This is a genomic window from Streptomyces sp. NPDC051561, assembly GCF_044454195.1.
In the GTDB taxonomy this organism is placed as follows: domain Bacteria; phylum Actinomycetota; class Actinomycetes; order Streptomycetales; family Streptomycetaceae; genus Streptomyces.
The window spans coordinates 1-11,677 of record NZ_JBITDM010000026.1; the positions used below are offsets into that span (position 1 = coordinate 1).

General features: G+C 67.7%; 9 protein-coding genes and 4 pseudogenes. 4 read left to right on the forward strand and 9 right to left on the reverse strand.

Annotated elements, in window-relative coordinates; all coding sequences use genetic code 11:
- Positions 1–112 precede the first annotated feature (112 nt).
- Positions 113–454: pseudogene (locus tag ACIA73_RS35710) on the reverse strand (transposase); the annotation flags it as partial.
- A gap of 5 nt (positions 455–459) precedes the next feature.
- Between ACIA73_RS35710 and ACIA73_RS35715 the strand changes: the two are divergent.
- Entirely contained in the window at positions 460–1,230 is a 771-nt protein-coding gene (locus ACIA73_RS35715; RefSeq protein ID WP_399443196.1) for an IS701 family transposase, read from the forward strand.
- A gap of 113 nt (positions 1,231–1,343) precedes the next feature.
- Here the strand turns inward: ACIA73_RS35715 and ACIA73_RS35720 are convergent.
- The 8 genes and pseudogenes from ACIA73_RS35720 to ACIA73_RS35755 form a co-directional block, all read right to left on the reverse strand.
- Positions 1,344–2,090, reverse strand: a pseudogene (locus ACIA73_RS35720) (IS5 family transposase); the annotation flags it as partial.
- A gap of 86 nt (positions 2,091–2,176) precedes the next feature.
- A pseudogene (locus ACIA73_RS35725) lies at positions 2,177–2,845 on the reverse strand (IS30 family transposase); the annotation flags it as partial.
- A gap of 74 nt (positions 2,846–2,919) precedes the next feature.
- Complete coding sequence (locus ACIA73_RS35730; RefSeq protein WP_399443105.1) at positions 2,920–3,279, reverse strand: ArsR/SmtB family transcription factor; 360 nt, start codon at positions 3,277–3,279, stop codon at positions 2,920–2,922.
- A gap of 190 nt (positions 3,280–3,469) precedes the next feature.
- The gene (locus ACIA73_RS35735; protein ID WP_399443106.1) at positions 3,470–3,844 is read right to left on the reverse strand and encodes a hypothetical protein; all 375 of its coding nucleotides are present in this window, start codon (positions 3,842–3,844) and stop codon (positions 3,470–3,472) included.
- Between the two features lie 303 nt (positions 3,845–4,147).
- A pseudogene (locus ACIA73_RS35740) lies at positions 4,148–4,294 on the reverse strand (IS3 family transposase); the annotation flags it as partial.
- 7 nt (positions 4,295–4,301) lie between these two features.
- The gene (locus ACIA73_RS35745) at positions 4,302–5,696 is read right to left on the reverse strand and encodes an IS30 family transposase (protein ID WP_399443107.1); all 1,395 of its coding nucleotides are present in this window, start codon (positions 5,694–5,696) and stop codon (positions 4,302–4,304) included.
- Complete coding sequence (locus ACIA73_RS35750; protein WP_399443108.1) at positions 5,611–6,621, reverse strand: IS3 family transposase; 1,011 nt, start codon at positions 6,619–6,621, stop codon at positions 5,611–5,613. Before ACIA73_RS35750 ends, ACIA73_RS35745 begins: the two co-directional genes overlap by 86 nt.
- A gap of 201 nt (positions 6,622–6,822) precedes the next feature.
- Positions 6,823–7,296 (reverse strand): hypothetical protein, encoded by a 474-nt coding sequence (locus ACIA73_RS35755; RefSeq protein WP_399443109.1) that lies wholly within the window; start codon positions 7,294–7,296, stop codon positions 6,823–6,825.
- 1,085 nt (positions 7,297–8,381) lie between these two features.
- Between ACIA73_RS35755 and ACIA73_RS35760 the strand changes: the two genes are divergently transcribed.
- The 3 genes from ACIA73_RS35760 to ACIA73_RS35770 all read left to right on the forward strand — a co-directional run bounded on the left by ACIA73_RS35760 (position 8,382) and on the right by ACIA73_RS35770 (position 11,542).
- The gene (locus ACIA73_RS35760) at positions 8,382–9,995 is read left to right on the forward strand and encodes a UDP-N-acetylmuramoyl-L-alanyl-D-glutamate--2,6-diaminopimelate ligase (RefSeq protein WP_399443110.1); all 1,614 of its coding nucleotides are present in this window, start codon (positions 8,382–8,384) and stop codon (positions 9,993–9,995) included.
- A gap of 363 nt (positions 9,996–10,358) precedes the next feature.
- Positions 10,359–10,601 (forward strand): transposase, encoded by a 243-nt coding sequence (locus ACIA73_RS35765; protein WP_399443197.1) that lies wholly within the window; start codon positions 10,359–10,361, stop codon positions 10,599–10,601.
- On the forward strand, positions 10,598–11,542 hold the full coding sequence (locus ACIA73_RS35770; protein ID WP_399443198.1) for an IS3 family transposase: 945 nt from the start codon (positions 10,598–10,600) through the stop codon (positions 11,540–11,542). The genes ACIA73_RS35765 and ACIA73_RS35770 overlap by 4 nt, the downstream gene beginning before the upstream one ends.
- Positions 11,543–11,677: the final 135 nt, after the last annotated feature.

The following is an 11,677-nucleotide window of genomic DNA, read 5'->3' on the forward strand; positions in this document are numbered from 1 at the left end:
AGACGTCGAACACCTCCCTCAACGGCACGGGAGCCCTGTCCGTTGCTCACACCGGCCCATCACCCGATCAGTGGCCACTCTGAAAACACTCAGTGATTCCTAATGCGGTCTGTCAAGCCGCGAGTGTGCTTGGTGGTGCGAGTTCGTCGGTCCGTCCGTCGCGTAGGAGTGCCCAGAGGACGTTGACGCGGCGGCGAGCCAGGGAGAGGACAGCCTGGATGTGACGCCTGCCCTCGGAGTGTTTGCGGTCGTAGAACCGGCGGGGGTCCTCGCAGTGGCGGATGCTGAACAACGCGGAGATGTAGAAGACTCGTTGGAGTCGGCGGTTGTGGCGGCGCGGGCGGCGGAGGTTACCGTTGATCTTGCCGGAGTCGCGGGGCACGGGAGCAACGCCGCCAATGCCGGCGAGGCGGTCAGCAGTGCCGAAGAGACTCATGTCGCCTGTCCTGGCGGCCGTTCCTGCCCGCCGCCTGGGACGGGCCCGAAGCCGCAGCCCGTCGGCGGGCCTGCCGGATACCCGAGGCCGAGCACCACCGGCCCAAGTGGCAGCTCGCCCTGGACATGCTCGATGAGCTTGCCGCGACCGGACTGCGGCCCGCGGTCCTGGTCGCGGACACCGGCTACCGCGCCAACGCCGACTTCCGCAGCAGTCTGGAAGACAGCGGCCTGGTCTACGTCCTGCAGACCACGGCCGAGATGACCGCCTACGGCGAGGGGGCCGCACCCCACCAGTCGGCTTACGGCGGTCTGAGACCTCGGCCGCTGCCCCGCTACCGCACCAACCCGGTCTCCCTGCGCCAGCACGTGCTGGCCGCGGGCCGCAGCAGCGGGCGGACCGTGACCTGGCGCAAGGGCTCGAAGGCAGCCGTGAGTCCGCACTTCGTGTTCCTGCGGGTGAGGCTGGCCGGGCGACGGTCCAAGTCCTGTGGCGACGATGGGACGATCCCGCCTGTCTGGTTGATCGCCCAGTGGCCCGAAGGCGGGAGTGAGCCGGTGAAGTACTGGATTTCGAACCTGCCCGCCGACCTCCCGCCCAAGGACCTCGTCCGCCTGGCGAAAGCCTGCTGGCGGATCGAGCACGACTGCCGTGAGCTCAAGACGGCCCTGGGCCTGGACCACTTCGAGGGCCGCTCGTTCACCGGCTGGCACCGCCACGTCACCCTCGTCACCGCCGCCCACCTGTTCCTGACCGAACAGCGGACCAGCCCAAAAGCCCCTGCCAGGGCCTGACCCTCCACCAGGCCCTGGACCTCCCCCAACACCTCATCGCCACCTGGACCGGCACCTGCCCCACCTGCCCCACCTGCCGACAACTCACCTGGCAGCCCCCGGCAGATCCGGCCGCAGGCCAACGAGACGTAGGCATCGTGGAGTTCGGGTCGTCGTTCCCAGCGCACGGCGAGGCGCTTGAACCGGTGGAGCGGGGCGAAGGTCTGCTCGACGACGTAGCGGAGCTTGCCCGGGCCCTTGATGTTCGGGGCGCCCTTGCGGGAGATCACGGGCAGAGTACGGCGATTGCGCAGTCCGCGCCGGACGGCCTTGGAGTCGTACGCCTTGTCGCCCAGCAGAGTGTCGGGGCGACGTCGCGGTCGGCCGGGTCGTCCGGCCACCGGCGGCAGACCGTCGACCAGGGCGAGGGCCTGGGTGATGCCGTTGACGTACGCCGCGGTGGTGACGACGTGGAGCGGGGTGCCGCGTCCGTCGCAGATCAGGTGGTGCTTGCTGCCCGTTTCCCGGTGGTCGACCGGCGACGGGCCGGTCGAGGCTCCCCCCTTCGCGCGGATGCGGGAGCCATCCACGCACGCACGGGAACAGTCGGGTGCGCCGGCCGCGTTCAGCTTCGCGAGGAGGATCCGGTGCAACTGCTGAAAGAAACCGACCTGTTGGCACCGGTCCGGCCGCCGCCAGCAGGTCTTTCCGGAGCCGAACCCCAGCTCCACGGACAGAAGTTGCCAGGCGAGGTCCTGGTGCAGGACCTACAGGACGCCCTGTAGGCACATCCGGTCGTTCACCGGCTTTGGCCCCGGCGACCGCTCGGGCCAGGGCTGCAGCAGCGGCTCGACCAATGCCCACAAGTCGCCGTCCACCATCCACAGCCAAGTCGTCACACTCACCCAAACGATCAGATCGTCACGACAGTCACGCCCGACCGGGGCACTTCAACAAGATCCTGGTACGAGCTCTTCGGGAAGTACTGACGCAGCAAGCCGTTTATGTTCTCGTTCGTTGGTCGTTGCCAGGGTGAGCGGGGATCGGCGAAGAACACCTTCGTCCCGGTATCGAGGGCGAACTGGGCGTGGCCGGAGAGTTCCTTTCCGCGGTCCCAGGTGAGGGTTTCGCGTAGCTACTCGGGCAGCTGCGTCATCGAGGCGGTGAGCGCTGCGTTCATCGCGATCGCGCCATAGCCTCCGACTGAGGGGCCGTTCTTCACGGGCGGATTCTCGCCCCAGCCCACGAGCCGGGGCAGGTGCACCAGGAGCGTGGAGCGGCTGCTGCGCTCGACCAGCGTGCCGATCGCGGAGCGATCCGTCCTGATGATCAAATCGCCTTGCCAGTGTCCGGAAACCACGCGGTCTGCGGCTTCGGCGGGGCGTTCGCTGAGGATGACGTCCGCGGTGACGTGCCCTTGCGGTTTGTTCTGCGACCGCGCAGACAGGGCGGCGGTGCGAGATCTGTTCCGGGCTCCATGCCGTCGCCCAGCGCCGGTCCTGCCGGTGCGGCTTGTTCAGCCCCTTCCACGCGGATGTCCTGGGTCCGGTGACGATCGTGTGTCGGGGCGGCGGACGCTGCCGGCATGCCGGTCCTGTACGTACTCACGCAACCTGTCGTTGCAACACCGGCTTGCGGGAGCAACAGGAGCCGCTCGCTGAACGCCTCGGCGGGTGTCTTCTGCTCGAGTGTCTTACCGGGACGGATGTGTCACCTCGTGGACGAGCTGGTCTCCGCATTGGCGTCCGCGTGCTGGAGTTCCGCAAGTAACTCGTTCTGCCCGGAGAGCAGTTCCGTGAGAATGCGTCGCGCGGCCCGTAGGAGTTCCGCCACGTCGCCCCCGGCCAGGGCGTAGCTGACGGTGGCGCCGTCACGGATGGAGACGACGATTCCGGACCGGCGCAGCACCGCGAGTTGCTGGGACAGGTTGGACGGTTCGACCTCGATCTCGTTCAGCAGGTCGCGCACGGGCACGGGCCCGTTCTGGAGCAGTTCCAGCACGCGGATCCGGACGGGATGCCCGAGCATGCGGAAGAATTCGGCTTTCGCCTGGTACAGCGGCACCTGCATGCAACAACACTCCCACCCGAGTCCGATCATCCCGTGAGTCGCCAGCTGGACCCGGCGTTTCCCCGGCGCACAACTGCCACCATCCTCCCCCTCCCGGCTCCGACACACTCGCGGCCCATCACATTCGGATGTTCCGAGTTGAAGAATTCTTCAACTTGCGGGCATGGGGAGCCGGGAGGCAGGAAAGCGGTTACAACTCCAGTTCGGCCTCGATGCGCTTGAGCTGGTGCCTGGCCATGGCCAGGTTCGCCCTGCCCTTGTCCAGGACGAGGTACAGGAACAGACCGTTGCTCCCCCTGCCCCTGAGTAGCCGGATGAGGTGGTACTGACCGCTGAGAGTGATCAGCACGTCCTCGATGTCCTCCTTGAGGCCCAGCATTTCCATGGCGTGAAGTTTCGCCCGGATCACGTCGGTGTTTCCTGCAGCGGCCACCGTCAGATCGAGGTCCTTGCCACCGCCCAGCGTACCCAGTGCCATGCCGCTCGTGTAGTCGACCAGCGCAGCTCCCACGCTGCCCTCGATCGAGGTCATCGCCTCTTTCAAAGACGTCTCCACATTCATCATGAGTACACGCTCCTTCAGCTCTCGACGGCCCCGGCCCGGCTGCGTTCCTGTGGGCGGGTGGCGAACGGAGACGCTACCGGTCGACCGCCAAGCAGCAGTCGGAAACGTTGATTTCGGTACCGTCCGCTGTGTCAAGCCCCGGGTTTCGTGGAGAGTGGGTTAGCTGGTTTTCTGGAGTGACGCACGGGGTTCGGCCACGTAGTAGGCGGCCTCGTGTTCGGCGGGGGTGACGTGGCCGAGCTCGCCGTGCAGCCGGCGCTGGTTGAACCGGTCGATGTACTCGACGTCGTTGATGGACGTTCAGGGGCCCTTGTTGCGGATCAGTTCGGCCTTGAAAAGGCTGTTGAACGCCTCGGCGAGGGCATTGTCGTAGCTGTCGCCCTTGGAGCCGACCGAGGCCACGGCCGCTTCGTCGGCGAGGCGTTCGGTGTAGCGGGTGGCACGGTATTGGCCGGATTCAACCGGTCGTTGCAACACCGGCTTGATGGAGCAACTGTAGCTGCTCGTTAAGTGCTTCGGCGGGCGTCCTCCAGCCGAGCGTCTTACGGGGCCTGCTGTTGAGAGTGTGAGCGACGGCCTCGATTTCCTCGGCGGACCACCGTGAGAGATCGGTGCCTTTCGGGAAGTACTGGCGCAGGAGCCCATTGGTGTTCTCGTTCGTGCCGCGCTGCCATGGACTGTGTGGGTCGGCGAAGAAGACTGGAATTCCGGTCTCGACTCTGAACTGCGCATGCGCCGACATCTCCTTTCCTCGGTCCCATGTCAGCGATCGTGTGAGTTGTCCGGGCAGCGTCGACATCGTGTCGGCGAGTGCGGTCTTCATCGTGATCGCCCCATAACCGGCCAGCGCAGGACCATTCTTGACCGATTGCTTATGCCGGTAGCCTTCCTCCCGCGGCAGGTGAACCAGCATCGTGAATCGAGTCGACCGCTCGACGACAGTGCCGATCGCGGAACGCTCCAGCCCGATGATCAGGTCACCCTCCCAGTGACCGGGAACGGAACGGTCCTCGACCTCGGCCGGCCGCTCGCTGATCAGCGCTTCAGGCGTCACATGCGCCCAGGTCTTGCGGCGCGAGCGAGCGCGCGGGGCACGCAACGCACGGCCTGTTCGAAGGCACAGGATCAGCTCCCGCTTCAACGCCCCACGGCCCTGGATGTAGAGAGCCTGGTAGATCGCCTCGTGACTGATGCGCATGGACTCATCATCCGGGAAATCAAGCTTGATCCTGTTCGCGATCTGCTCCGGACTCCACGCCTGCACCCACGCGCGGTCCTTGCGGTGCGGCTTGTTCCGTCCCGCCCACGCGTCTGTCGCCGGTCCTGCGATCGCCATACCGCCAGACGTGCTGATCTCTCCGGACAGTCGCTCCTGGACGTAGGCGTGCAACCGCGGATCGGCGACCAGCTTCGATGTCTTCGGGCGGCGGGCGGCCATGTCCGATTTCCATTGCGCGACCGATGCCCGGTAATCGGGCTTCCCGCCCCTGGTAGCCGCATTGCGCCGCAACTCACGGGAGATCGTCCCCGCATCACGGCCGACTTGCCGAGCGATCTCACGAACGCCCATGCCTTGAGCGTTGAGCAGCGCAATCTCCTCCCGCTCGGAGAACGACAGATACCTGCCCGAATGGGGCTTCGGATCGAACGGTCGCATGCCGCCACACTGCCGATACCAGCGCGAAGCCACCGCCGGCGCCACGCCGATAACTCCGGCCGCTTCTTCCGGGAGAAGTCCCTTGGCGATCTCATCCCAGAATGCAGCTTCAATTTGACGCTGAAATTTCGGATGCCCCGGGGACCTCAGCTTCGGGCGAATCGCCCGATCGGCTGTCTGCTGACGACGAACCATCCCGCACCTCGCTGATCACGAGGTGTTGCGACAACCGGTTGAATCCGCCTTGCGATCCTCGGTCGCTGTGCAGCACGCATCCGGCGACGTTCCCGCGGCGGGCAACAGCGTTGTCCAGGGCCGTGACGGCCAGGCGGGACTTCATCCGTGCGTCGATGGAGTAGCCGACGATCCGTTTGCTGAAGACGTCCTTGACCGCGCAGAGGTACAACTTTGCTTCTGCTGTGGCGTGTTCGGTGATATCGGTGAGCCAGAGCCGGTTCGGGCCGTCCGCGGTGAAGGCGCGTCGGACGAGGTCGTCGTGCACCGGCGGGCCGGGCTTCTTGACCTTGCCGCGTTTCTTGCCGAACACGCTCCACCACTTGTTGTCCCGGCAGATCCGCCATGCGGTCCGCTCCGCCATGACCGACCCCGCGTCGCGGGCTTCGTCGGCGAGGAATCGGTAGCCGAATTCCGGGTCCTCGCGGTGGGCGTCGAACAACGCGTTCGCACGGACGGCCTCCTCGAACTCGGCTTCTGTGACTGGCCGTTCCAGCCAGCGGTAGTAGGGCTGGCGGGCGAGCTTCAGGACCCGGCATGTGACGGTGACGGGCACCCCACCCGTGGCCAGCTCCTTCACGAGCGGATAGATCCTTTTCCCCGGCAGGTTCGCCTGCGACAGATAGGCCGCCGCCCGGCGCAGGACCTCGTTCTCCTGCTCCAGGAGCTTGATCCGCCGCCGTGCTTCCCGCAGTTCCGCGTTCTCCTGGCTGCTCGTACCGGGTTTCACCCCGTTGTCGATGTCCGCCCGGCGCATCCACTTCGACAGCGTCATCACGTGAACACCGAAATCGGTGGCCACCTGCTCCAGCGTCACACCCGGGCCGCGGTTCTTCGCGACCCGCACCACATCGTCCCGGAACTCCTCCGGATAAGGCTTCGGCACAACGACATCCTTCCCACCCGCCGCACAGGGCCAGCCAGTTCAGATGTCACCCGATCGTGCAGCAGACCCGGATGAGGTTGACGCGGTGGCGCAGGAGGGGCACCCCCGCGCGTCCGGTCATGATCCGCTTTGGGAGTTTCAGCTCGGTCATGCGGCCTTCGTAGACGCCGGAGTTGAACCGGGTGGTGATGCCCTGGATGACTACGGGCTGGTCTTCGCGGATGGCGTGGGCCGGGCTGACCAGGGCCGGGAGGCCGGGGGTGGTGAGTTGGCCGAGTCGTTGCGTCGCGTCAGCAAGGTGGCGTCGTGGGAATCGAGCATGGCGGCGAACTGGCGTACCAGGTCATGGGTTTGGTTCAGTTCTGGGCAGTGATCGAAAAGCCGCCTCAGTGCCTCGGTGGCGTGTAGGCCGCGCCGGAACGGCGTGGTGGTGATCCAGCGGGCTGCCTGCCGGTGTGAGGGGGGCCGTTGGTGCGGTGTGTCGACCGGCATACCCCGGCGAAGCGGCGCGATGGCCATCTTGACCCGCTGGTAGTGGCCCCGGTAGCCCTTGGCGACAATCTCCTGGTGCAGCACCGTCGCGGTGTGCTCGCCCTCCTCCCATCGCTGCTGCAGATACTCCAGGGACGGGTCGAGGCTGGTAGGCCGGCGGGAGGCAGGGAGCGCGGCGTACACGTCTCCTGCCAGGTAGTTGCTCGGGCGTACTTGGCCACGGTGCGGCAGTTCAAGCCCAGCTGGCGGGCGGCGGCGTGAAGCGAGATGCCGGTGTCGGTCACCGCGTGCACCGCATCGAACAGGGTCTTCGCGTGCTGGCGGGCACGGGTGTCGGTCTCATCGGATGGTGCCGCCTGGGTCGGTGGCGGTAGTGCGGCTCCAGGATCGGGAACCGCTACGGACAGGCAACTGCGGTGTGCGGCGGCGATGTCCCCGACCCGCTTCGACAAGCCCTGCCACACACCGAAGCGGTCGCCGACCTGCACCGCTTCCGGAGCGCCGTCGGCGATGCCCTGCCGATATACCAGTGAGCCGTCCCGGCAGACGACCTCAACACCGGGATGCGCCCGCAGCCAGACGGCCAGTTGCCCGGCGTCGCGGCCTGCCCACAGCTCGACCGGGAGCCGGGAGCCAGCATCCACCAGCAGGGTCGTAGGTGTACTCGGCGACAGCCGCTCCGACCGTGGTCTTCAGCAGCCGGTTGCGGCCTCCATGGCGGGTAGGGCGCACCCTGTGGTTGGTTCCCATGGTTGCCAGGGCGCCCCCTTGTGCACGCATTGGCTCGCCTGCGCCCCTTACAGAGCCGCGGTCGCGGGGACACTGTGCGCGGCAGGTTGGGAGACGGCCCGGCCGGACCCGGCCACGGCAACCCAGTAGTGGCGCGCGCCGGCATCGAGCGAACTGGCCTCCTTAGTGGGCTCCATGGCCTTACCGCACGGAGACGGTTGGCCACCGCACGAAACACGCTGTAGCTTCAAGTAGCGGCGAACGATCCAGCCGGTTTCCCCGGCTCCTCCGCCAGCACATCCCACTGCGTGCGCCCGATGGCGGATTCGCCCTGTATCAGCATGTGAGCGCCCCCTGCCGGTGCGCCGCGCCACCACGCCCGGATACCGGGTCTTTCTGACGGGTCGTGAGCTGCCCGGTCCGACCCGAGCGAGCACCGCGCTCGGTTCCGCCTCACCACAGCAGCGTCCAGCCACCGCCGGTGCTGCCGCCCGGCTGCGCCCGCGTTCAACGGGCCGTGCCACTTCGAAGGGATCCATGTGCAGTTGAGCGAGTTGCTAGCCGGGCAGGAACACCAGGTACTCCAGGGCGACCCGGGTACGACGCCGATCACCGCGGGCGCGACCTTCGACGTCGACCGGGTCACTCCCGGTTCCGTCTTCGTCGCCGTGCCCGGTCACCGGGAGGGCGGGAGCGCCTCCATCCCGGCTGCGTTCGCCCGTGGAGCGGCGGCCGTCCTCGTCGAGGGGGCCGACCCCGCGCTCCCGGAGTCGCTCTGGCCCGCGAGCAGGTGCACCGTGCGGGTGCCGGACGCCCGGCGGGCCGCCGCGGTGGTGGCCTCCCGGTACTACGGCGAGCCGGGGCGGGAGATGGCCATGGTGGCGGTCACCGGGACCAACAGCAAGACCTCGGTGTCGTACATGGTCGAGTCCGTACTGCGGCTCTCCGCGGCGGCCGAGGTGGGAGTCATCGGGACGTCGGGCAGCCGGATCGGCGACGCGCTGATCCCGATGCCGCCCTCGGTGCTCACGACCCCCGAGTCGCCCGACCTCCAGTACCTCCTGGGGTACATGCGCGACCGGGCGGCAACCTGCGTGGTGCTCGAAGCCACCTCGATGGCGCTGCTGACCCACCGGGTGGACCGTACGTTCATCGACGTTGGGGTGTTCACCAACCTGACCCAGGACCACCTGGACGACCACGGCACGATGGCCAACTACCGGGACGCCAAACTCCGGCTCTTCCAGGGCCTGTGCCGGCACGCTGTCGTCAACGCCGACGACCCGGTCGGGGCGGGGATCACCGCGATGATGCCGGGCGCCGTGACCACGTACGCCCTCGACAATCCGGCGGACTACCGGGCCACCGACCTGGTGGTGAGTGCGTCGGGCACACGGTTCACCCTCCACCACGGCGGGCGCGCCCGCCCGGCCGCCATTCCGTTCCCGGGCCGGTACGCCGTCGCCAACGCGCTCGCGGCCCTGGCCTCCTGCCACGTCCTGGGGCACGAGCTGGACTCCCTCGTCGCCGCGCTGGCCCAGATGCCGCCGGTCCCCGGCCGGTTCGAGCGCTTCGAGACCCCGGACGGCACCTCGGTGATCGTGGACTACGCACACTCCCCCGACTCCCTGGAGAAGGTGCTCACCGCAATCGGCGGCTACTCGCGTGCCCGGGTGATCACCGTGTTCGGCTGCGGCGGCGACCGGGACACCACGAAACGGGCCGACATGGGAAGGATCGCCGGGACGTACTCCGACCTGTGCGTCCTGACCTCGGACAACCCGCGCAACGAGGCCCCGGAGGCGGTCCTGGACGAGATCGCACCCGGCCTCGCCTCAACGGGCACGCCGTTCGAGCGGCTGGCCGACCGGCGCGAGGCGATCGCCTTCGCGCTGTCAGCGGCAGGGCCGGACGACATCGTCCTTCTCGCGGGCAAGGGCAGCGAACCGCACCAGACCGTGCGGGAGGAACTGATCCCGTTCAGCGACATGGCTGTCGCACGCGAACTCGCCCTGCGACAGACTGCCGCCCGGTTCCCCGCCGCCCGGCCGGCTGTGGGACCACATCCGCAGTCGGCCGCCCGCCCGACGCTGGCGGTCGGGGACTGCGCAACGACCACCGCGGAGCGCGCCGGGTCCGGACCGGTGTCGTAGACGACGGCGCTCGACGCCCGATCCCGTGAGGTGGGGACCGGACACGGAGCCCGAGCCGGCGAGGCGGGGGGGGCGGATACGGAGCCCACCGAGAAGACACCCCAGTTGCCTAGATATTGAACGACCCTGTCGAGAATCTCGAGGTTCCAAGGTCATTTGCCTTGGCGCCACCAGAGGGAGCGGGGTAGCTCGCGGGCTTCAAGGTACTGCTGGAACGCTGTGGGTCGCCTGGGGCGGTAGGGGGAAGTGGGGGGCCTGGTGGGCGAGGCGCTCGATGTTGAGGGCGATGGCCGTCATGAGCCTTCCCCTTGATCGTGGACACCTGGAGACTGGGACCTGAGGTTCCAGAGGAAGTAGCACCAGGTGGGAAGCAAGTACAGAAAGCGGTACACCGAGGAGTTCAAGCGCGACGCGATCGAGCTCGTCGATTCCTCGGGCAAGACAGTGACGGCGGTCGCCCGGGAGCTGGGCATCAGCTCCGATTCCCTGCGCGGCTGGTACCGCCGGGCAAAGGCCGATCGGGGCGAGGGCGCTCCGGGAGAGCTCACCACGGCCGAACGCGAAGTGCTCAAGCGATTGCGTCGGCAGAACGCCGAACAGGCATAGACGATCGAGGTGCTGCGAAAAGCCGCGGTCTTCTTCGCGAAGGAGAGCGATCGGTGAACGACACGTGCGCGTTCATCGAGGCGGAGAAGACCACCCACGGCGTCGCTTTCCTGTGCCGGCTGCTGAAGGTGGCCCGCTCCTCCTTCTACGCCTGGCTCGCCGCGGCCAGGACGCGCTCGGCCCGCAAGGCCGCCGACGAGGCCCTGGCCCACGAGATCACCGTCATTCACGTCGCCTCCCGCCACACCTACGGGGTTCCGCGCATCCATGCCGAACTGCGGCGCCTGGGGCGACGCGTGAACCACAAGCGCATCGCCCGCCTGATGCGCGAGCACGGCATCCAGGGAGCCCACCGCCGCGGGCGGAGGTCGCTGACCCGGCCGGACAACAAGGCGAAGCCGGCCCCCGACCTGATCGGCCGCGACTTCCACGCCAAGATCCCCGGCACGAGGCTGGTCGGCGACATCACCGCCCTGCCCACCGGCGAGGGCTTCCTCTATCTCGCCTGCTGGCTGGACCTGGCCGCCCGTGAGGTCGTCGGCTACTCGATGGCCGAGCACCACCGCGCCGGCCTCGTCGTCGACGCGCTGGAGATGGCCGCCGGACGCAGCCGTCTCCAACCCGGCTGCATAGTGCATTCGGACCGCGGCAGGGAATACACCAGCAGCCAATTCCGAGATGCAATAAGCAAGTTGGGCCTCCGGCAGAGCTGCGGACGCACCGGATCCCGCTTCGTCAACGCCGCCGCGGAGAGCTTCTGGGCCTTGCTCAAAGAAGAGATCGGCACCCGCTTCGGGCCCGACCGGGCCACCGCCCGCGCCGAGGTCTTCGACTTCATCGAGACGTTCTACAACCGCCGCCGACTGCGCAAGCACAAGGTCTTCGGCTACCTCACCCCAGCCGAGACCCGACAGCGGCACCACCACGACCTCGCGGCATAGAAAACGAGTGTCCAAGATCACGGGGATGCTTCACAGGCGGCCTTGCCCAGGTACTGGCCGGCGCACCCCCCTGGTCCGCCATCAGCGACGAGCGCCGGAGCGTTGGTCCGGAGCCATTGAAGTGGCTCCGGACCG

What these genes read in the sequence shown, in the direction of transcription:
- ACIA73_RS35745 (WP_399443107.1), bottom strand. Translation starts at nt 5,696, where the DNA reads ATGGTTCGTCGTCAGCAGACAGCCGATCGGGCGATTCGCCCGAAGCTG.
- ACIA73_RS35735 (WP_399443106.1), bottom strand. Translation starts at nt 3,844, where the DNA reads ATGATGAATGTGGAGACGTCTTTGAAAGAGGCGATGACCTCGATCGAG.
- ACIA73_RS35730 (WP_399443105.1), bottom strand. Translation starts at nt 3,279, where the DNA reads ATGCAGGTGCCGCTGTACCAGGCGAAAGCCGAATTCTTCCGCATGCTC.